A 20368-nucleotide genomic window follows, 5' to 3' on the forward strand; every position below is an offset into this window, starting at 1 on the left:
GCCCATGAGCGAAGCCGAGGCACCAGAGCTCGAACGGCTGCCGGTGTCGGTGATCACCGGCTTCCTGGGCTCGGGCAAGACGACGCTCCTCAAGAACCTGCTGCTGCAGCCGGACATGGCGGACACCGCCGTGGTGATCAACGAGTTCGGCGAGATCGGGCTCGACCACTTGCTGGTCGAGGAGGCGAAGGAAGACACCATCCTGATGTCGTCGGGCTGCCTGTGCTGCTCGATCCGCGGCGACCTGATCGATACGCTGCGCCGGCTCTACAAGCGGCGCGAGCGGGGCGAGGTGCCGCGCTTCAAGCGCTTGGTGATCGAGACGACCGGCCTCGCCGATCCCGCGCCGATCCTGCAGACCCTGATCGGCGATCCCTTGCTCAGCGCCTTCTATCGGCTGGACGGGGTCGTTACCACGGTCGATGCCGTCAACGGCATGAGCCAACTCGACCGCCAGTTCGAATCGGTGAAGCAGGCGGCGGTGGCAGACCGACTTGTCTTGACCAAGATCGATCTGGCCGATGCCGATCATCGCAAGGCGCTGGAGGCACGCCTGCGGGGCTTGAATCCCGCGGCGTCTTTGTTGCCAGTCGCACACGGGGCTGTAGCGGCGGAACAATTGTTCAATGCGGGCCTCTACAATCCCGCCGAAAAAAGCCCCGATGTGTCGCGCTGGCTGAAGGAAGAGGCCTACGCCGAGGCACAGGCTGATCATCACAACGGCCATGATCACCACGACCATGGTCATGCCAACGACGTGAACCGCCATGACGATCATATCCGCGCCTTCTGCCTGACCTATGATCGCCCGATCGACTGGGACAAGTTCGTCAACTGGATCGAGATGCTGATCACGATGCGCGGTGCGGATCTGCTGCGGATCAAAGGCATTCTCGACGTCGCCGGATCGGATGTGCCGGTTGCGATCCACGGCATTCAACATCTGTTCCATCCGCCCGCCGTGCTGCCGGGCTGGACCGGAGAGGATCGGCGCTCGCGCATCGTCTTCATCACGCGCGATCTGGAGCGTACGTGGCTCGAGCAATCCATGGCGGAGTTCCTGGCCTAAGGCTCGAACTGCGTTTCCAGAACACAATCCGTTTCAGGATTTTACATTTAACTTGCGGCAGGCTACCGTTCGGCGCTTGGTCAGGGTTCGGCGCGGCTCCATGCATCCATCGTTCATGTGCCTCGCTGCCGCCTTGTCCGGCCAAGGATCCCGTCCCACCACTGCGGATCCGTCGTCGAGTTTCCAACGGGGAAAAAACTCTAGGAGGCAACGCAACATGTCTCAACGTAGCAAGCTGACGGCAACCGTCACGGCCGTGGCCTTCGTCCTGGCTGGCCAGGCGGCCAGCGCCGACATGGTGACGAGCATCGGTCAGGGCGAGGGCGAAGTCTCGATCGTGGCCTGGCCGGGTTACATCGAGCGCGGCGAATCCGATCCCGCTTACGACTGGGTAACCGGCTTCGAGAAAGAGACCGGCTGCAAGGTGACAGTGAAGACCGCCGGCAGCTCCGACGAGATGGTCTCGCTGATGAATGCCGGCGGCTTTGATCTGGTGACCGCTTCGGGCGATGCCAGCCTGCGGTTAATTGCCGGCAAGACCGTGCAGGAGATCAACATCTCGCTCATCAAGGATTGGAGCAAGATCGACCCCAATCTGCAGAGCGCGGTCTGGCACACGGTCGGCGGCAAGCATTACGGCGTGCCGTGGCAGTGGGGCGCCAACGTCCTCATGTACAATGCCGACGTGTTCGAGAACGCGCCGCAAAGCTGGTCGGTGGTGTTCGAGGAGCAGATGCTGCCCGACGGAAAGTCCAACAAGGGCCGCGTGCAGGCCTATTACGGGCCGATCTATGTGGCCGACGCTGCGCTGTATCTCAAGACCAACAATCCGTCGCTCGGCATCACCGATCCTTACGCACTCACGAAGCCGCAGTTCGATGCCGCCATCGACCTGCTGCGCCAGCAGCGCAAGATCGTGAACAAATACTGGGGCGACGCGGCGGCGCAGGTTGACGATTTCACCTCCGAAGGCGTCGTCGCCTCGACCTCTTGGCCATACCAGGTCAACACCCTGCGTGACGCCGGCAAGATCAAAATCGGCTCCACGATTCCGAAAGAAGGCGCCACCGGCTGGGCCGATACCACGATGATGCACGCTCAGGCGCCGCACCCGAACTGCGCCTACATGTGGCTCAACCACTCGCTGTCGAACAATGCCCAGGCCGGCACCGCCGCCTGGTTCGGCAGCGTCCCCGCCGTGCCCGCGGCCTGCCAGGACCCCATCCTGACGGAGCAGGGCTGCAAGACCAACGGCATCCAGAATTTCAAGCGCATCTATTTCTGGAAGACACCGGTGCGCGACTGCGGAGGCGGCCGGGAGTGCGTGTCCTATCGCGACTGGGTGGCTGCCTATCAGGCGGTGCAAAGCGGAAGCTGATCGCTTTGCTCCAGCCGGACTTGATCTAACCGGGGCGGATCGGCGACGATCCGCCCCGACTCTATCCACCTGGTCCCAACTCACATCGAAGCGATGCCCCAGACCTCGATCGCCGTGTCCTTCCGCGCCGTGTCGCGCCACTACGGCGCGGTCAAGGCGGTCGATGACGTCAGCTTCGATATCCTCGACGGCGAGTTCTTCGCCATGCTGGGGCCATCCGGCTCGGGCAAGACCACCTGCCTGCGCCTGATTGCCGGCTTCGAGCAGCCGACCAGCGGCGTGGTGACGATCCATGGGCAGGACATGGCCGGCGTCCCGCCCTATGACCGCGACGTCAACACCGTATTCCAGGACTATGCGCTCTTCCCCCACATGAACGTGGCGGAGAATGTCGCCTACGGTCTCATGATCAAGAAAGTATCAGCGGCGGAGCGCGCCAAGCGCGCGGAGGAGATGCTGGCGATGGTGAAGCTCGCCGGCTTCGGCGTGCGCAAACCCTCGCAATTGTCCGGCGGCCAGCGGCAGCGCGTGGCACTGGCGCGCGCGCTCGTGAACCGGCCGAGCGTGCTGCTGCTGGACGAGCCGCTGGGCGCGCTCGATCTTAAGCTGCGCGAGCAGATGCAAGTGGAGCTGAAGGCGATCCAGCGCCAGGTCGGCATCACCTTTATCTACGTGACCCACGACCAGGGCGAGGCGCTGTCCATGAGCGATCGCGTTGCCGTGTTCAATCAGGGCAAGGTCGAGCAGATCGCCTCGCCCGCCGAGCTCTACGAAAATCCCAAGACCGAGTTCGTCGCCGGCTTTGTCGGCGTCAGCAATCTGCTGCAGGGCGAAGCAGCCGCCGCCGTGACCGGCGCTGCGCGCGCCTGCTCGATCCGCCCGGAGAAGATCCATCTGGCGCCCGCCGGCAGCGCCACGCCTGATAACGCCATGACGATCGAGGGCGAGGTGGAAAGCCTGCTCTATCTCGGCGCCAACACCCGCTTCGACATCCGCCTCCCCGGCGGCGGCCACCTCGCCGTCATGCAGCAGAACCGCGGCACCCACTACGCCCCCGAGTTGGGCACGAAGGTCACGCTCTGGTGGGACCGCCGGCATTTGATGACGTTCGCAGGGTGAGAGCGGCGATGTACGAAGCGCTTACCCCCCTCTTTCACCCCGGACAGTCGACGCGCGCGCCAGCGCGCGGCGATCTGATCCGGGGCCTATGCGATTTAGCCGGAACACTGATGGGCCACATGGGCCCCGGCTCCGCGCCCCTGCGGGGCTCGGCCGGGATGACAGAGTGGAGTGTGGCGCCATGACTGCTGCCACCCTCGCCCCCAGCTTCACCAGCCGCCTCTCCACCTACTTCTACCTGCGGCCCAATCTGTTGCTGGCTGTGTTCCTGCTGCCGCCATTGCTGTGGCTGGGCGTCGTCTATCTCGGCTCGTTGTTCGCGCTCCTGGCGCAGAGCTTTTTCCAGCTCGACGATTTCACCGGGCAGGTCGTGTACGAGCCGACGCTCGACAATTACGGGCGCCTGTTGAGTGCGGTCAATCTCTCGATCATCGGCCGCACGCTCGGCATGGCAACCGTCGTCACCATCATCAGCGGCATCATCGCCTTTCCGATCGCCTACTACATGGCGCGCTACGCGACAGGCAAGACCAAGGCGCTGTTCTATGTCGCGGTCATGCTGCCGCTCTGGTCGAACTACCTGGTGCGCGTCTATTCCTGGCGGCTGATCCTGGCCAAGGAGGGCGTGATCCATTGGGCCTTCAATGAGCTCGGGTTGGGCTGGCTGCTGGACTGGATCCTGTCGCAGGAGTACCTGCCGGCGTTGCAAGGCTCCTCGCTCTCGACCTCCTACATCGGCACCTGCATTACCTTCGTCTACATCTGGCTGCCCTACATGATCCTGCCGCTGCAGGCGGCGCTGGAGCGCGTGCCGCGCTCCTTCATCGAGGCGTCCAGCGATCTCGGCGCCAAGCCCAGCCAGACCTTCCGCAAGGTGATTTTCCCGCTCGCCATTCCCGGCGTTGCGGCGGGCTCGATCTTCACCTTCTCGCTCACCCTCGGCGACTACATCATCCCGCAGCTGATCGGCTCCTCTCGGCCCTTCATCGGCCAGGCGGTCTATCAGTTCCAGGGGACGGCCGGCGACATCCCGATGGCTGCCGCCTTCGCGATGGCGCCGATCATCATCATGGCGGTCTATCTCTCCATCGCCAAACGGTTCGGAGCCTTCGATGCGCTCTAAGGCTCTCGCAGCGGATCGCGCAACGCCGCGCGCCAATGCCGGCCTACGCGCCGCCGCCTGGTTCGCGGTGCTGTTCCTGAATCTGCCGATCCTCTTCATCGTGCTCTACGGCTTCACCACTGACGATCAGAGCTATTCCTTCCCGCCGCCCGGCCTCACCACGCGCTGGTTCGGCGTCGCCTTTGGGCGGGCGGATCTGTGGAGCGCCTTGTGGCTGTCGGTCTCGGTCGCCTTCATTGCCATGATCGCGGCCTTGATCCTTGGCACGCTTGCGGCGGCGGCAATGTACCGCTTCAGCTTCTTCGGCAAGGAATCGATCACCCTGCTGATCCTGCTGCCGATCGCGCTGCCAGGCATCGTGACCGGCATCTCGCTGCGCGCGGCCTTCGATCTGGCGGACATTCCCTTCAGCTATTGGACCATCGTGGCCGGCCACGCGACCTTCTGCATCGTGGTGGTCTACAACAACGCGATCGCGCGCCTGCGCCGCTCATCGCCGGCGCTGATCGAGGCCTCGATGGATCTCGGCGCCAATTCGCTGCAGACCTTTCGCCATGTGATCCTGCCGAACCTGGCGACGGCCTTGCTCGCCGGCGGCATGCTGGCCTTTGCTCTGTCGTTCGACGAGATCATCGTGACTACCTTCACCGCGGGCCAGCAGACGACCCTGCCGATCTGGATGTTCCGGGAACTGGTCCGCCCGCACCAGCGCCCGGTCACCAACGTCGCCGCCATCATCGTGATGGTGATCACCTTCGGGCCGATCCTCGTGGCCTACTATCTGACCCGGGACACGCAGGACGTGGCTGGCAGCGGGAAGTAGCGCTCAGCGAACGGCCACGCGCACCGTGTGAACCGCGTTGCGCGCGCCGTCGAGCGGCTGGCCGGTTCCGCCGGCTTCGGAGGCACGCGCGCTCAATACAGTTTCACCTGGCTCGTTCGGAGTCCACGCCAGCGAGAAGCGCTGCCATGCCCAGCCGCGGCGTGATTCGAGTGTCGCGGACGCAAAGCTCTCGCCGCCATCAACGCTCACCTCGACCCGCGTGATTCCGCGGAACGACCAGGCCCAACCCCAGATCTCGACAGGCGCATCGCGCGTGACCGCCGCATCAGCCGCCGGCGCCACGATGATCGACTCGGTGCCACCGCCCACACCGGCCGCCGCTCCGGCTGGCCGGCGGCAATTTCCCTTGCGTCGAGCGGGTCGTTGTAGAGTACCGAAGCGAACTGCCCCTCGGCGCGCCGGTCGGCGAGGTGCAGCCGCCACAGCCATTTGACGCTGTTGGTCCCGTAATAGCCGGGCACCACCAGCCGCACCGGAAAGCCGTGCTCGGCCGGCAGCGGCGCGCCGTTCAGTTCGTAGGCGATGAGGACATCGCCCGCTTTCAGGCGCGCGAGGGGCAGGTCCTTGAGATACCAGTCGCATGGCGTCCCGGCGAAGTCGCCGCCATCGAGGCCGTACGACCAGAGATACCGCGCCTGCGCATCGACGCCGAACTCATCCAGCAGCGCCGCGAGATCGGCGCCGCCCCAGCGCACATTGGAGACGCGCCGCGTCGGCACCGTCGGCTCCATCGGGCTGCCGCAGCATTGATGCACCCCCTCTACGATCGCCTTGGGACGCGCTTTGAGCTGATCCAGGCTGAGCGTCATCGGGCGGCCCAGCAGGCCGTCGATGAGCAGGGACCATTGCGCAGGATCGACCCGCGGAATGCCGAGATGCGCCAGGACGAACAGGTCCTCGGTCGGCGTCACGGGATCGCCGGTTTCGTGCGGCTGCAGCTTGATGCGCCGGACGCCGCTGGGTGGATCCATCGGCGGGCGTGGTGGGACAGAGTGACCGGCCGGTAGGGGAGGCTGGGACGTTGCCATCGCAATCCTCGCACAATGAATTGGTCATGGAACTCGCACTGATCCGCTCAGCTGCCGGCCTTCCTGCGCTCCGCCTCATAGGTCTGCAGGTGCACATTGGCGATGCGGAGCAGGGGTGTTGAAAGCCCGAAGCGCCGCGCCCGGCGCAGCATGTCGCCGAGGATGTGATCGCCCTCCGTCGCGCCGCCCTTCTGGATGTCGCGCAGCATGGAAGCGCTGGCGTTGGAGCCGGCCGCGGTCAGCATCCCGCGCGCCGCATTCAGATGCTGGTCGCTGGGCGGATAACCGGCGGCACGCGCGACCGACGTGGTCTCCGCCAGCAACTCTTCCATGACCGCCTTGCCCTCTTCGGTCGCGACGATCGAGCCGACGCTGCCGCGCATTAGGCAGGTGCCGGCCGCCATCACCGTCAGCAGCACCCATTTCTCCCACAATCCCTGCTCGATCGGCTCGATGCGCTTGCTGGTGAAATTGGCCTTTTCCATCATCTGCTCGATCGCGCTCGCCGGCGCGTCCAGCATCTTGCGGTCGATCTGGTCCTTGAACCGGCCGAAGGAGAGGCGCGGCGGCAAACCTTCCATCTGCACCACCGCGCCCTCGGGCGAGAGGGTCGCGAAGATACCGCATAGTCCGCCCAGCACGCGATCCTGCCCGAAGCGCTCGCGCAGCACGTCGATATGCGCCATGCCATTCAGCAGCGGCATTGCGAGTCCGGCGCCGGCTTTCATATGCGGTGCAGCGGCCCCGATCGAGGACGCGAGGTCGTACGACTTGCAGGTGACGAGGATGAGGTCGAACGGCTGGCCCGGGCCCGCGCTCGTGATCGTGCGGACAGGAAGCACCGCATCGCCCAGCGGGCTCTTGATAACAAGTCCGTGCTCGGCCAGCTGCCGGGCGCGCCGCTCGCGCACCAGGAAGGTCACATCCGCGCCTGACTGGATCAGCCGCCCGCCGAAATATCCGCCGACTCCGCCGGCGCCGATGACCAGGACTTTCACGCTTGTCTCCGCTCGAATATGTTGTCGGCCATGACCGACGATCTGCAGCGCCTGAAGAATATCGGCCCCGCCAGCATCCGCCAATTGCGCGAAGTGGGCATCGAGGATGCGGCCACCCTGCGCAAGCTGGGCGCGCTCGCCGTCTATCGCCGGCTGAAGCACGCGTTCCCCCGCGAAGTCTCCCTGGTCATGCTCTACGCGCTCGAAGGCGCGTTGCGCGATTGCCACTGGAATCGCCTGCCAGCGGGCGTGAAGGAGAGGCTCCAGGCAGCGGCAAAGACCGAACTACGCGCAATGCGATAGCCCGCTTCCAAGAATTGCAAGCTTTGCTTTATAAGATTCCAGGCGGTGGTTGGGAGGGAGCCTATGCATCGCGTTGCCGGACTATGTCTTGCCTTGGTCATCATGCTGGCGCCGGCCTTGTCGGTGGGCGATCAAGGTCCCTAGAGAAGGCCGCCTTCGACGCTCTGCAGTGGCGGGGAGAGGGCGCCTACAGTCTGACCAATTCGCGCGCGGTCATCCAACTCTCCGCCGGCCAGTTGGTATTGCTGGGCGCGGACGCCCAGCGCTACAGCTGACTGGTGAGCGGCACCGAGTTTCCCGCGACCGAGGCGGTGCTGAGCACCGAATTCAGTGACAGCGACGTCTATTACGAGTGGCGCGATGAAGGCTATGTCAGCGATTCCGACTGGTCGGATGTCGATGTCGACGCGTTGCTAGAGCAATACCGAGACGCTACGAAGGCCTCCAACGAGGAACGCAGTGCCAATGGCTTCAAGCCGATGCACGTGACCGGCTAGCTCGAGCCGCCCCATTACGACACGGCTACCAGGACCGTCACCTACGCGCTGGAACTGCATGATGAGGACGGCAGCTGGGCCAATGCCGTGGCGCTGCGCCTCAGGCGTGCCGGATATACCGAGTTCACCTGGGTTGGCCCGATCCAGCAGTTCAAGAACGCGAGCGGGCGGCCCGTGCTGCTCAACCAGGCGCTGGCCAGCCACGCCTTCGAGGAAGGTCATCGCTACGCCGACTTCAAGGAAGGCGACAAGGTCGCGGCCTATGGCGTTGCCGGCCTGCTCGCGACGGCCCTCGGCGTCAAGTTCGGCAAGGGCCTGATCGCGGGGCTGATCGCCTTCCTGATCGCGAGCAAGAAGATCATCATTCCCGTCGTGCTGGTCGCCGGCGCCGTGGTCCTCAAATTCGGCAAGCGCCTGTTCGGCCGCGGCCAGGCTTGAGCCTCATAGCCGGTCGCGCATCGCATACCACAGCATTGCCAGCGTCATCAGCGGATGGCGCAGCGCCGTGCCGCCGGGGAAGGGGCGGTGGGGCAGGTTGGCGAACACGTCGAACCGTTCGGCCGTCCCGCTCAGGGCCTCCGCGATCAGCTTGCCGGCAATGCCAGTGATGGCGACGCCCTGACCGGAATAGCCCTGGGCATAGAAGATGTTCCCGATGCGCCCGAGGTTGGGCAGGCGGCTCATGGTAATGCCGACCATGCCCGACCAGGCGTACTCGATCTTCTTGTCGGCGAGCTGCGGGAACACCCGCGCCATGTGCGGCCGCACGAACGCGGCGATGTCGGGCGGCGGGGTCGGCGTGTATTTTTCACCGCCACCCCAGATCATGCGCCGGTCACCGGAAAGCCGGAAGTAATTGACAACGAAGCGGCTGTCGCACACACAGGAATCGCCGGGGATGAGCGCGCGCGCCTCCTCTTCGCTTAGCGGCTCGGTCGCGATCAGAAAGTTCGCGATCGGCATGATCCGCGTGGCGATGCGCGGCTCCAGATCGCCGAGATAGGCATCGCACGCGATGACGGCATAGGCCGCCTTGATCTGCCCGTTGCCGGTGGAGACGACGACGCCGCCCTGTGCCTCGTTGAGCGCGACGGCGCGCGTGCGCTCGTAGAGCTGCGCGCCCGCATCGATCGCGGCCTGCGCCAGCCCGAGTGCGTAGTTCAGAGGATGCAGGTGCCCGCCGCCCCAATCCGCGATGCCGGCATGGAAGGCGTCACTACCGATATACTCATCCAGCTCCTCGCGCGGGACGAAGCGCGCCTTGGTGTAGCCGAACTCGCGCCGCAAGGTCTCGACCTCGGCGCGCATCCAACCTTCTTCCTTCGGTCGGTGGGCGACCAGCAAGGTGTTGGCCTTGAGATCGCAGCGGATGCGATGCCGCGCCACCCGCTCGCGGATGATGCTGCGACCCTCCTCGGCCAGGCTGAACATGGCCTTGGCGCGGTCGCGGCCGTAGCGCGCCATCAGCTCGATCGGCCCCTTGCGCAAGCCGGTGTTGATCTGCCCGCCATTGCGTCCCGATGCACCCCAGCCGATGCGTGCCTGCTCGATCAGCACGACGTTGTAGCCGCGTTCCGCCAGATTGAGCGCGGCGGAGAGGCCGGTATAGCCACCGCCGATCACGGCGACGTCTGCCATCGCCTCGCCCCGCAATTCGGGCAGATGCGGAAACGGCCGCGCCGTCGCGACATAGTACGATTGAGGATGCTCGAGCGTATCCATGATGCAGGGCAGGATAGGCGACCGGCGCGAACCTTGCCAAGCCTCTGCACGCCATGCAGTCTGCACTCGCCTTTCGTCATGGTCGTGCTTGGCACGTCCTTCCACGACTTTGCCTGCTACCGCGCGCTCTTGGATGACGAAACTCGTGGATGGTCGGACCAAGTCCGACCATGACGGCGGAGGATAGGCCGTGCCTTTACTCCCCTCGTTCCACCAGCTTCAGGATGCGGTGCAGGCTGGTGTCGCCGATGCCCATCTCTTCGAGATGCTGCACCGTGCTGAGCAGGTAGTCGCGGTTGCTGCCCATCACGCCGGTCGCGTGGCGGACGATCTCGGCGATCCTCCGCTCATCGAGCTTGCCGGCATATTGGTAGTGCGTGCGGTCGGCGACATAGGTGAGGCCCTCGACATGTTTGCCGCGCGCAAGGCGCAGCGCGACACGCTTCGGCACATAGCAACCGGTGATCAGTTCGCGCTGGTGCAGATATTCCGCGACATCCGCCGCGTCGGTCGGCCCAATGCGATAAAGCCGACCGATGCACATGCCGCCGCGATCGAGGCCGAGCACCAACCCGGGCTTTTCCGTGGTTCCGCGGTAGTGCGTGGAGGTGATGCAGAATGCGCGATGATAGCCGTAGAGCGTCGCCGGCATGATCTCCACGAACGGGAAATCCGGCCGCCACATCAGCGAGCCATAGGCGAAGACATAGAAATCCTTGCCCGGCTCCGGCGTGTGGCGCCGGCTTTCGATCAGGAGCTTCTCTGCATCGGTCACGCTCATACGGGCCTGGTCCGGTTGAGCAGATAGAGGCCGAACACGATCACCGCCATGCCCGCGAGCGCCAGCGCCGACAAGGTCTCGCCGAACCAGAAATAGCTGCCGATGGCCGCGATCGGCGGGGTCAGATAGAACAGGCTGGCGACCTTGGAGGCGGCCCCGCGCGAGATCATCCAGGTGAGCAGTGCGATCGAGACGCCGCTCAGCACGATCACCAGCCAGGCGAGGGCGAAGATGAAAGTCGGCGCCCAGTCGATGTCGCCGATGCCGAACAGTAGACTGACTGGCACGGTTACCAAGGATGCAGCGATGTATTGGATGGCACTGCCGCTGCGCAGGTCGAAGCTGGGGCAGAACCGCTTCTGATAGATCGTGGCCGACGTGATGCCGAGCAGCGACAGGACCGCGAACAGCAAGGCTGCCGGATGGCTCAGGTCGATCACCATCCGCTCCCACAGCACCATCATCAGCCCGACGAAGCCGACGACGATTCCGATCCATTGCAGGGACCTCGTGCGTTCGCCCAGCACCGGCCCGGCCAAAGTCGCGGTCAGGATCGGTTGGAAGCCGACGATCAGTGCCGCCATGCCGGCCGGCATGCCGCCATAAATCGCGAGATAGCAGCCGCCCAGATAGACCGCGTGCAGCAGGATCCCGATCACCGCGATGTGGCTGATCCGCTTCCAGGAGCGCGGCCACGGTGCGCGCATCAACATCGCCACGCTCGCCATCATGATCGCCGCCAGCACGAAGCGCATGGCGAGGATGGTCATCGGCTGGGCATACGGCACGCCCAACTTGGCGATCAGGAATCCGGTCGCCCAGAGCAGCACGAAGATGCCCGGCGCCACCCGTGCCAGCGCGCTGGTGAACGGCGTCTCCGGCGCTGTCGTGGCGGCCCCCGTCGTCTCGCTGGGCTGGCGTGCGGAATCGGCGCTCATGGCTTGGTTCGCGAGGGAAATTCTGCTGGACTTGGGCAGGCGTATGGCCGATGCAAAGCGCCGCACCATAACAACGGCAGCCCGCATGCACAATCACCAGGCCAGCGATCAGCTGGGGCCGCGGCCCCGATCCAAACGCGGGCTAGCGTTCCTGCTGATCGGCACGCTGGTTCTGCTCGTGGTCCTGGGCGGCGGCTACTATGCCTACTGGCGCATTGTCGCCCAACAATTGGAAGCGGGTGTGGAGGCCTGGGCGGAGCAGCAGCGCGCGCTCGGCAATGAGGTCACGTTCGAATGGGACGGCATCGGCGGCTTTCCCTTCCGCTTCGCGGCCACCTTCCGTCAGCCGGCGCTCCGCTGGCACTGGCCGCGCGGTGATGGCGCCTGGAAGGGCGCCAACCTCGACGCCTCGATGGCGCCCTGGAACCTGCGCCGGATCGACGTGAAGTCGGGCGGACAGCATGACGCGGCCCTCCACCTGGCCGATGATGCCGCGGACTGGCGCATCGCAAGCACCGCCCTGGCCGGCACCATCACACTGCATGGCAGCGGCGCGTTGCGCGGCTTCACCCTAGCGCTGCAGCAGCCCGACCTCACACGGCCAGATGGCGTGGTGCTGTCAAGCGCGGCTGCGACCATCATGCTGGATCAGCCGGAGACGCCGCCGACGGACTACAGGATGCCGCTGGGGCGTGTCACGCTGGACGCGCGCGGCATCGCATTGCCGCCCGGCACGCGCCTGCTGACGCAGGACGCAATCGAGACTCTGTCTCTGGACGCGACGGTCAAAGGCCCGATGCCCTTGGCACCGCTGAAGGAGGCGCTGGCCGCCTGGCGCGATGCCGGCGGCGTGATGGAGCTGAGCAGCTTCGCCTTCGAGCAAGGGCCGCTCGGCTTGAGCGGCAATGCGACGCTGGCGCTCGATCAGGACCTGCAGCCGCAGGGCGCCGGCACCGTCACCACCACAGGCCTCAGCGAAGCAGTCGAGATACTGATCCGCGACGGCATCATCCCCGCCGACCGTGCGCTCGTTGCGCGCACCACGGTGAAGGCACTCGAGAAGCCCGGGCAGGATGGCAAGCTGCACGCGACCATCGGACTATCACTGCAGAACCGCGTCATCAGCTTCGGCCCCGTCCCGCTGTTCGCCCTCGAACGCATCGAGTTGCCGTAGCCCTAAATAACTGCCATCCCGGGCAGCCGCGAAGCGGCGTGACCTGGGACCCATGCCGCGATTCAGCGACGCGGAACGATCGAAGGGGTCCCGGCTCTCACTTCGTTCGGCCGGGATGACAGTTTGAGAAGCGGTGTGGTCGTGCGCCTTACCTGCGCACCCGGAAGTTCTCGAACTGCCAGGGGTCGCTGGTGTCGATGTTCGGTTCCGGGAACAGCACGTTGCGGTCCTTGAGCGGTGTCCAGTCGGAGCGCACGCCGACCACCGGGCCCAGGTATGGCCGGCACACATCGAGCACGAAATCGTGGTCGAGGTCTTCCGGCTCCACCAGGCCGCGATCGGGATGCTCGATCAGCCAGATCGCGCCTGCCAGCACCGGCGCCGCGATCTGGATCGAGGTCGCGTTGTAGTCAGGCCCGAGCAGCTGCCGCGCTTCGTTGATGGAGAGCTGCGAGCCGTACCAGTAGGCGCCGAAATCGCCCATCAGCAGCGCGCCTAGTTCGTCGATGCCCTCGACGATCTCCTCGTTCAGCAGCCGCGCCTTGGCCTGCATCTCGAAGTTCTTCATCTGGTATTCGCGCACCGACAGCACCGCATCGTCGCACGGGTGGTAGGCGTAGTGCACGGTGGGGCGGAACACTGCCTTGCCGCTGCCGTCGAACACCGTGAAGTAATCCGCGGTCGTGACGGATTCGCCATGGGTGATGAGGAAGCCGATCATCGGCCCGCCGATCGGCGTCCAGGAGCGCACTTCGGTGACGCAGCCCGGCTGGCGCAGATAGATCGCCGCCTTGCAGCCGACCTTGTGCTGCGCGGCGTTCTCAGGCAGACGCTTTTCATGCGTGCCCCAGCCGAGCTCCGCCGGCTGCGAGCCTTCGCCGACAAAGCCGGGGATCGACCAGGTGTTGCAGAACTCGCCCGGCCGCTTCGGCACGTTCGTCACCTGCAGGTCATGCTCGGCGACATGGATGACCTTGGTGCCGGTCTTCTGCATCAGCTTCGCCCACCCGTCGCGGCTGGTGGGCTTGGTCGCGTCAAGGCCGCTTAACTTCGCGACGTCGAGCACCGCCTGCTTGATGAAGTGCGTGATGAGGCCCGGATTTGCGCCGTGCGTCAGCAGGGCGGACGGCCCGCCCTTTGCGAAACTCTTGGCGGCTTCCAGCGCGCGATGCCGCAGGTAGTAGTTGGTGCGCTCTTCTTCCGGGATCTCGGAGTTGTCGTAGTAGTTGGCCCACGGCTCCACGCAGGTGTCGAGATAGAGCACGCCATGCCGCTGGCACCACTTGATGACCTCAAGCGAATCCACCTCGACCGACAGGTTGAGGATGAGGTCGCCCTTCTTGCAGTATTTGCCGAGCGTCGAATCCATGTTCGACGGCACGATCGGCTGGACCAGGTAGTTCATCCCCTTGTCGATAAAGCGGCGGGCGTCGATGTGGTGGTCGTGGCCGTCGATCACGGTCACGCGCGACAGCGGCATGTCGAAATGCTTCTCGATCAGCGGCATCGTGCAGCGGCCGACGGAGCCGTAGCCGATCATCAGGATGTTGCCGCTATAGGGGAACTTGTCGATCATGCGTCACCTCCGGACCTGCACCTTGCTGCGATAATGGCGAGGGTCAAACCCGGCCGGCGATCGCACTGGGGGGCGACTAATGCGGCCAGCGCGGTCTGGCGGGTTGTCGCTCAAGAAAACTGGCGCGCCGTCAGGAACGTTCCGCGGGTCGTTATGCCGGCGCGCCAGCCGCCGCAGTTACGGGAATCGGACCCCTCAATCAAGCGAAATTTTGAGGACGCGGACCGACGCCACGCTCTATGTTGGCGCGGGGACATGGGTATGGCTCAGCACCTTCATCTCACCGCGCCGAAATTCGCCGCCTGGAACAAGGGCTGCATGCGCGTCATCCAGGCCACGGAACCGGCGGCGATCGCCGATGCCCTGACAGACGCGCTGAAAATCGTCCTGGATTTCGACGGCCTCTTCCTGGCCGCGCTCCATCGCGACGCGCCGCCTTCCGTGCCCTACTACAACGACCCGCGCGAGCCGGAGCTGAAGTACCATGACGGGCCCTATCTACTCGACCCGTTCTACAACAGCTTTCTCGCCGGCAAGGCCGATGGCTGCTATCGCCTGGCGGAGCTGGCGCCCGAGGGCTTCCTGCGCAGCGAATACTTCGCCAGCTATTATCATCTGCTGGACTTCAGCGATGAACTCGGCCTGCTGGCGAGCCTCGATACCGATGCCTCAGCGCACCTTTCCGTCATACGGCGGCGCGGCCGGCCGCGCTTCAACCGGCGCGACCACGACTGGCTGGAAGCGGCGGCACCCCTGGTGCGCGAGGCCGTGCGGCGCATGCATGAAACGCAGCACCCCGCACCCAACGATCGGTCCGGTCTGCATGAAAGCTTACGCCAGGCCTATCGGCATTTCGGCGCATCGACTTTGACGGATCGCGAACGCGAAGTCGTGCAGCTTCTGCTGCGCGGCAATTCGGCCAAGGCGATCGCGCGGGTGCTCACCATCTCGCCGGAGACTGCGCGTAACCATCTGAAGCGCATCTATCCAAAGCTCGGGGTCGCCTCCCAGGCGGAATTGTTCGCCCTGTTCTTCAAGGCTCTGGAGCAGGTCGAACCAGGCTTCGAAGGCGACCCGCTGACGCGGCTGCGCTGACCCATCTAGGCTATTTCGCTGAACGGCGCCGCCCGGCACACTCCATCTGACGTGATGGAATGGAGCATCGTTATGCGCGAAGAACCCTTATTCGGCGCAGGCGTGGCGCCTGCATCCAACTACGACACGGACCGCATCTGGCGCGATGACCAGCGCCATTTCGTCCATCCCTTCACGCATTTCGACAGCTTCAAGAAAGACGGCTCGCTGGTGATCACCGGCGCCAAGGGCGCCACCATCACCGACTCGCGCGGCAAGTGCTATCTCGACGGCATCGGCGGGCTGTGGTGCATGTCCATCGGCTTCGGCGAGGAAGAGATGGCTGAGGCGGTTGCCGATCAGATCCGGCGTCTCTGCTTCTATTCTGCCTTTGTCGACACCACAAACCCGCCTGCGGTGGAGCTGGCGACGAAGCTGGCTCAGCTGGCGCCCGGCGATCTCAACCGCGTGTTCTACACCTGCTCCGGCTCGGCGGCGAACGACACGGCGGTGCGCCTCATCCACTATTACAACGCGCGGCGCGGCAAGCCGGAGAAGCGGCACCTCATCTCGCGCATCGGCTCGTATCACGGCAGCACCTATCTCGCCATGTCGCTGACGGGGCGCGAGAGCGACCGCTCCCCGCACTTCCAGTACGCGACGGATTTCATCCATCACGTCTCCTGCCCCTATGTCTATCGCCGGCCGGAGGGGATGAGCGTCGCGGAATTCTGCGATCATCTGGTGGACGAACTGGAGCAGAAGATCCTTGAGCTCGGCCCCGACAAGGTCGCGGCCTTCTTCGCTGAGCCGATCCTGGGTGCGGGCGGGGTGATCGTGCCGCCGCCCGGCTATCACCAGCGCACCTGGGAGATCTGCCGGAAATACGACGTGCTCTACGTGTCGGACGAAGTGGTCACGGCGTTCGGCCGATTGGGTCATTGGTTCGCGTCGAAGGACGTGTTCGGCATCGAGCCCGACATCATCGTCTCGGCCAAGGGCATCTCATCCGGCTACGTGCCGCTGGGCGCGGTCATTTTCAGCGATCGCATCTATGACGTGATCTCATCGCCCGATCCCGATGCCTGGTTCACCCACGGCTTCACCTATTCGGGCCATCCGGTCGCCTGCGCCGCGGGCCTGAAGACCATCGAGATCATGGAGAAGCGCGATATCTGCGGTCATGTGCGCAAGGTCGGGCCCTACCTCGAGCAGCGCCTCAACGGCTTGCGCGACTTGCCGCTGGTCGGCGACGTGCGCGGGAGCCATTTCATGATGTGCACGGAATACGTCGCCAACAAGCAGACGCGCGCGCTTCTGCCCGACGGCGCCAACGTCGGCAAGCGCATCTCCAACCATTGCGAGGCGCGCGGTTTGATCATCCGGCCGCTCGCGCACCTCAACATCATGTCGCCGCCCTTGGTGCTGACCGAGGCCGAAGTCGACGAGCTGATCGCCGGCCTCTCTGCTGGCATCAAGGCCGCTGCCGATGACCTGGTGCGCGAAGGCGTAAAGATCGATTAGCCCGGAGCTTTTTCCGCCGGACTGGAAGCCGGTTCGGCGCAGAAAATGCGACGATTCTAGCGTGTTCCTGTGCGCAGGAAGCTGGCCCAGGCGGCGTTCACCGCATCCGGCGTCGCGGCGCGGTGGTCCCCGCAGTCCAGCCTGAGGTCGGCCTCGCCGAGCGGCGCATCGACGAACCTGCAATGGTGCCGCCCGGCCGGGTTGTGCGGATGCGCATCGGGCTGGAAGTGCACGCAGGTCACGCACAGGCGCTGCGGCACGATTTGGCCGTCGATCTGCAGCCGGCGGATCACTTTGATCAGGATGCGCAGGAACAGCGCGCGCTCGGCTTCGTCGAGCTCCTGCATGGCCGCGATCAGAAAGTCGGGCCATTGCGCCGCGACGCGCGCCGCGACCTCGCCCTGACGCGTCAGTTTCAGCGATGAGGCACGTCGGTCGCTGGAGTCGGGCACTTTGGCGACCAGACCCTTGGCGACCAGGGCCGCGATTGCTACGCTCGCGGTCTGCGGAGTGATGCCCAACGCGTCGGCCGCGTCGCCTGATCGGGGGTTCTGCGCCGACCGCGCCGCAATGAAGGCCAGGATCTGGCTTTGCGTGGGCGTCAGGCCGGATTCAGTGGCATCTCCCCATGCGGCGCTGCGCATCGCCAGGCCGATGCGGTTGAGCCCGCTCAGCAGTTTGTTCGAAACCTCGTCCGCCATCTGTGACTCGTCCCGTCCCCAAGCTCGGTGGTTCGTTCTACTGACAAAGTTCACCGCGACATGAATAAGCGTTCATGTTTGTATCCGAACCTTTAGTTTGCAAAAAGGGTGAACCATACGCGTTTGCACACCGGAAGGGGCATCTTAGGCAAGAAAAGCAATGAAAACTTCTAAAAGCCGCATGAAATGGCATGAGACTGACTGGTCTGCACTGCGCCAGGCGATCCTGGCCCACAAGGCGCGGGTCGGGGTCATAGGCCTGGGTTACGTCGGCCTGCCCCTGGGGTGCCTGTTGGCGGAGAAGGGCTTTCCGACCACCGGCTTCGACATCGACACGCCCAAGGTGACCGCGCTCAATTCCGGCCGCTCCTACATCAAGCACATTCCGAACAAGCGCATCGCCGCGATCCGCAAGGCCGGCACGTTCGAGGCCACGGATGACTTCAATGGGCTGAGGCAGATGGACGTTATCATCATCTGCGTGCCGACGCCGCTCACCAAGTATCGCGAGCCTGACCTTCAATTCATCGTCAAGACCGGGCAGGAGATCGCGCCCAAGCTGCGCAAGGGCCAGCTGGTGGTGCTGGAGTCGAGCAGCTATCCCGGCACGACGCGCGAAGAGCTGAAGCCCATCCTGGAAGCGACCGGCCTCAAATCCGGCACTGATTTCTGGCTCGCCTATTCGCCGGAGCGCGAGGATCCCGGCAACGCCAATTTCGGCACCAACGACATTCCGAAAGTGGTGGGCGGCGACGGCAAGGTGGCGCTCGATCTCGCCATCGCGCTCTATGACCAGGTGGTGGTGAAGACCGTGCCGGTGAGCTCGCCGGAAACGGCAGAGACGGTGAAGCTGACCGAGAACATCTTCCGTGCCGTCAATATTGCGCTGGTGAACGAGCTCAAGGTGATCTGCGCCGCGATGGGCGTCGACGTGTGGGAAGTGATCGACGCAGCCAAGACCAAGCCCTTCGGCTTCATGCCGTTCTATCCCGGCCCGGGTCTTGGTGGTCACTGCATCCCGATCGACCCCTTCTATCTTACCTGGAAAGCGCGCGAGTTCGGCATCAACACCCGCTTCATCGAGCTGGCGGGCGAGATCAACACCGCGATGCCGCGCTACGTCGTCGCGCGCCTTGCGGAGGAGCTGAGCCAGCAGCGCTCCAAGGCGCTGAAGGGTGCCAACATCCTGATGCTCGGCCTCGCCTACAAGAAGAACGTCGACGACATGCGCGAAAGCCCGGCCTTGATCCTGATCGAGCTGCTGGAAAAGGCCGGCGCCAAGGTCTCCTACCACGATCCCTTCATCCCGGCGGTGAAGCCGAGCCGCGAGCATGGGGCTCTGACGGGGCGCAAGTCGGTTCCGCTCACAGCAAAGTCACTGTCGACCGTCGATGCGGTGCTCATCGTCACCGATCACGACGATGTCGACTATTCGATGGTTGCGAAGCATGGACGGCTCGTGCTGGATACGCGGAATGCCATGAATCGCGCCGGCCTCGCCGGCACCCATATTCGCAAGGCCTGACCTTAGGGATGCCAGAGATCATCGTCACCGGCGCCGCCGGGTTCATCGGATCCTTCGTTGCGACTGCTCTGCTTGATCGCGGCCAACAGGTGCTGGGCATTGACAGCCTCAATGCCTATTACGATCCGGCACTAAAGAAGGCGCGGCTGCAGCGGCTGGAGGGCCGCAACGGCTTCCGCTTCCGCCAGGTCGACATCGCCGATGAGGCGGCGTTGAAATCGGGACTGGAGGATGTGCTGCCCGAAGCGCATCACATCATTCATCTCGCCGCGCAGGCCGGCGTGCGGTACTCCATCCAGCAGCCGGAAGATTATGTGCGCGCCAATCTCAACGGCCATTTCAACATGCTGCAGATGGCGCGCCAGGCGCCGAAGCTCGAGCACCTGGTCTATGCCAGCTCCAGCTCTGTCTATGGTGCCTCGAAGAAGGTGCCGTTCGCGCTGGACGACGCCGCCGATCATCCGGTCTCTCTCTATGCCGCGACCAAGCGCGCGGACGAACTGCTCAGTATTTCCTACTCGCGCATCTTTTGGCTACCCCAGACCGGATTGCGCTTCTTTACTGTTTATGGGCCGTGGGGCCGGCCCGATATGGCTTATTACAAATTCACCAAAGCCATTCTCGAGGGGCAACCGATCGAGACCTACGCCGGCGGCGCCCTGCAGCGTGACTTCACCTACATCGACGACATTGTGGCCGGTGTCCTCGCAGCACTCGATAGACCTCCACCCGTCGGTGGAGAAGAGCCGCATCGCCTGTTCAATCTCGGCAACGACAGCCCTGAATCCGTGAACGCGCTGGTGACTGCGATCGAAGCAGCCTGCGGCCGTAAGGCCCAGCGCATCGACCAGCCCATGCCCTTGGGCGACGTGCCCAAGACCTGGGCCGACATCTCGGCGTCGCGCCAGGAACTCGGCTATTCACCGACGGTCAAGCTCGAAGAAGGCATCCGCCACTTCGTGGCGTGGTACCGCGAGTACGCGAAGGTCTGAGC

19 protein-coding genes and 1 pseudogene are annotated in these 20368 nt (G+C 64.6%); 12 read left to right on the forward strand and 8 right to left on the reverse strand.

The genetic code is table 11. From position 1 onward, the window contains the following. The first annotated feature begins 4 nt into the window (after positions 1-4). From DTX69_RS20970 to DTX69_RS20990, 5 genes are all read left to right on the forward strand, one after another. Complete coding sequence (locus DTX69_RS20970; RefSeq protein ID WP_119303514.1) at positions 5-1069, forward strand: CobW family GTP-binding protein; 1065 nt, start codon at positions 5-7, stop codon at positions 1067-1069. 217 nt (positions 1070-1286) lie between these two features. Continuing rightward, positions 1287-2447, forward strand: a complete 1161-nt coding sequence (locus tag DTX69_RS20975; RefSeq protein ID WP_119303515.1) for an ABC transporter substrate-binding protein — start codon at positions 1287-1289, stop codon at positions 2445-2447. A gap of 93 nt (positions 2448-2540) precedes the next feature. Further along, a complete protein-coding gene (locus tag DTX69_RS20980; protein ID WP_119303516.1) occupies positions 2541-3566 on the forward strand; it encodes an ABC transporter ATP-binding protein in 1026 nt (341 codons plus the stop codon). A 181-nt stretch (positions 3567-3747) separates the two neighbouring features. After that, positions 3748-4689 (forward strand): ABC transporter permease, encoded by a 942-nt coding sequence (locus DTX69_RS20985; RefSeq protein ID WP_119303517.1) that lies wholly within the window; start codon positions 3748-3750, stop codon positions 4687-4689. Further along, positions 4679-5512: an ABC transporter permease gene (locus DTX69_RS20990; RefSeq protein ID WP_119303518.1), complete on the forward strand. Its 834-nt coding sequence runs from the start codon at positions 4679-4681 to the stop codon at positions 5510-5512. The genes DTX69_RS20985 and DTX69_RS20990 overlap by 11 nt, the downstream gene beginning before the upstream one ends. 3 nt (positions 5513-5515) lie before the next feature. Here DTX69_RS20990 and DTX69_RS20995 read toward each other — a convergent pair whose 3' ends face one another. The 3 genes from DTX69_RS20995 to DTX69_RS21005 form a co-directional block, all read right to left on the reverse strand. Further along, positions 5516-5815: a molybdopterin-binding protein gene (locus DTX69_RS20995; RefSeq protein WP_162917411.1), complete on the reverse strand. Its 300-nt coding sequence runs from the start codon at positions 5813-5815 to the stop codon at positions 5516-5518. Further along, positions 5719-6504 carry a molybdopterin-dependent oxidoreductase gene (locus DTX69_RS21000; protein WP_162917412.1) on the reverse strand — a complete coding sequence of 262 codons (786 nt, stop codon included), beginning with the start codon at positions 6502-6504 and terminating at the stop codon, positions 5719-5721. Before DTX69_RS21000 ends, DTX69_RS20995 begins: the two co-directional genes overlap by 97 nt. 104 nt (positions 6505-6608) lie before the next feature. Next, positions 6609-7559 carry a ketopantoate reductase family protein gene (locus DTX69_RS21005; RefSeq protein WP_119303521.1) on the reverse strand — a complete coding sequence of 317 codons (951 nt, stop codon included), beginning with the start codon at positions 7557-7559 and terminating at the stop codon, positions 6609-6611. A gap of 30 nt (positions 7560-7589) precedes the next feature. Between DTX69_RS21005 and DTX69_RS21010 the strand changes: the two genes are divergently transcribed. Beyond that, the gene (locus DTX69_RS21010) at positions 7590-7862 is read left to right on the forward strand and encodes a TfoX/Sxy family protein (protein ID WP_119303599.1); all 273 of its coding nucleotides are present in this window, start codon (positions 7590-7592) and stop codon (positions 7860-7862) included. A gap of 311 nt (positions 7863-8173) precedes the next feature. After that, positions 8174-8797, forward strand: a pseudogene (locus DTX69_RS30800) (DUF2167 domain-containing protein). 3 nt (positions 8798-8800) lie between these two features. Here the strand turns inward: DTX69_RS30800 and DTX69_RS21030 are convergent. The 3 genes from DTX69_RS21030 to DTX69_RS21040 form a co-directional block, all read right to left on the reverse strand. Next, on the reverse strand, positions 8801-10081 hold the full coding sequence (locus tag DTX69_RS21030) for an NAD(P)/FAD-dependent oxidoreductase (protein WP_119303525.1): 1281 nt from the start codon (positions 10079-10081) through the stop codon (positions 8801-8803). A gap of 196 nt (positions 10082-10277) precedes the next feature. Continuing rightward, positions 10278-10862, reverse strand: coding sequence for a gamma-glutamylcyclotransferase (locus tag DTX69_RS21035; RefSeq protein ID WP_119303526.1), 585 nt, complete (start codon positions 10860-10862; stop codon positions 10278-10280). Further along, positions 10859-11800 (reverse strand): DMT family transporter, encoded by a 942-nt coding sequence (locus DTX69_RS21040; RefSeq protein ID WP_119303527.1) that lies wholly within the window; start codon positions 11798-11800, stop codon positions 10859-10861. The genes DTX69_RS21035 and DTX69_RS21040 overlap by 4 nt, the downstream gene beginning before the upstream one ends. Here DTX69_RS21040 and DTX69_RS21045 point away from each other — a divergent pair. Next, the gene (locus tag DTX69_RS21045) at positions 11799-12974 is read left to right on the forward strand and encodes a DUF2125 domain-containing protein (RefSeq protein WP_162917414.1); all 1176 of its coding nucleotides are present in this window, start codon (positions 11799-11801) and stop codon (positions 12972-12974) included. The genes DTX69_RS21040 and DTX69_RS21045 overlap by 2 nt on opposite strands. A 148-nt stretch (positions 12975-13122) precedes the next feature. On the opposite strand, the gene DTX69_RS21050 is transcribed toward DTX69_RS21045, so the two are convergent. Then, the gene (locus DTX69_RS21050) at positions 13123-14550 is read right to left on the reverse strand and encodes a homospermidine synthase (protein ID WP_119303529.1); all 1428 of its coding nucleotides are present in this window, start codon (positions 14548-14550) and stop codon (positions 13123-13125) included. A gap of 261 nt (positions 14551-14811) precedes the next feature. On the opposite strand from DTX69_RS21050, the gene DTX69_RS21055 reads away from it, so the two are divergent. After that, positions 14812-15645 (forward strand): helix-turn-helix transcriptional regulator, encoded by an 834-nt coding sequence (locus DTX69_RS21055; RefSeq protein ID WP_162917415.1) that lies wholly within the window; start codon positions 14812-14814, stop codon positions 15643-15645. Positions 15646-15717: 72 nt separating this feature from the next. Then, positions 15718-17148: an aminotransferase gene (locus tag DTX69_RS21060; RefSeq protein WP_119303601.1), complete on the forward strand. Its 1431-nt coding sequence runs from the start codon at positions 15718-15720 to the stop codon at positions 17146-17148. 56 nt (positions 17149-17204) lie between these two features. Here DTX69_RS21060 and DTX69_RS21065 read toward each other — a convergent pair whose 3' ends face one another. Further along, positions 17205-17849 carry a MarR family winged helix-turn-helix transcriptional regulator gene (locus DTX69_RS21065; RefSeq protein WP_119303530.1) on the reverse strand — a complete coding sequence of 215 codons (645 nt, stop codon included), beginning with the start codon at positions 17847-17849 and terminating at the stop codon, positions 17205-17207. Between the two features lie 160 nt (positions 17850-18009). Between DTX69_RS21065 and DTX69_RS21070 the strand changes: the two genes are divergently transcribed. Both DTX69_RS21070 and DTX69_RS21075 read left to right on the forward strand, forming a co-directional pair. Beyond that, positions 18010-19374 carry a nucleotide sugar dehydrogenase gene (locus DTX69_RS21070; RefSeq protein ID WP_119303531.1) on the forward strand — a complete coding sequence of 455 codons (1365 nt, stop codon included), beginning with the start codon at positions 18010-18012 and terminating at the stop codon, positions 19372-19374. Positions 19375-19382: 8 nt separating this feature from the next. Further along, positions 19383-20366, forward strand: a complete 984-nt coding sequence (locus DTX69_RS21075; protein ID WP_119303532.1) for an SDR family NAD(P)-dependent oxidoreductase — start codon at positions 19383-19385, stop codon at positions 20364-20366. Positions 20367-20368 lie beyond the last annotated feature (2 nt).

The organism is Dongia deserti (assembly GCF_003574735.1).
In the GTDB taxonomy this organism is placed as follows: Bacteria; Pseudomonadota; Alphaproteobacteria; order Dongiales; family Dongiaceae; genus Dongia_A; species Dongia_A deserti.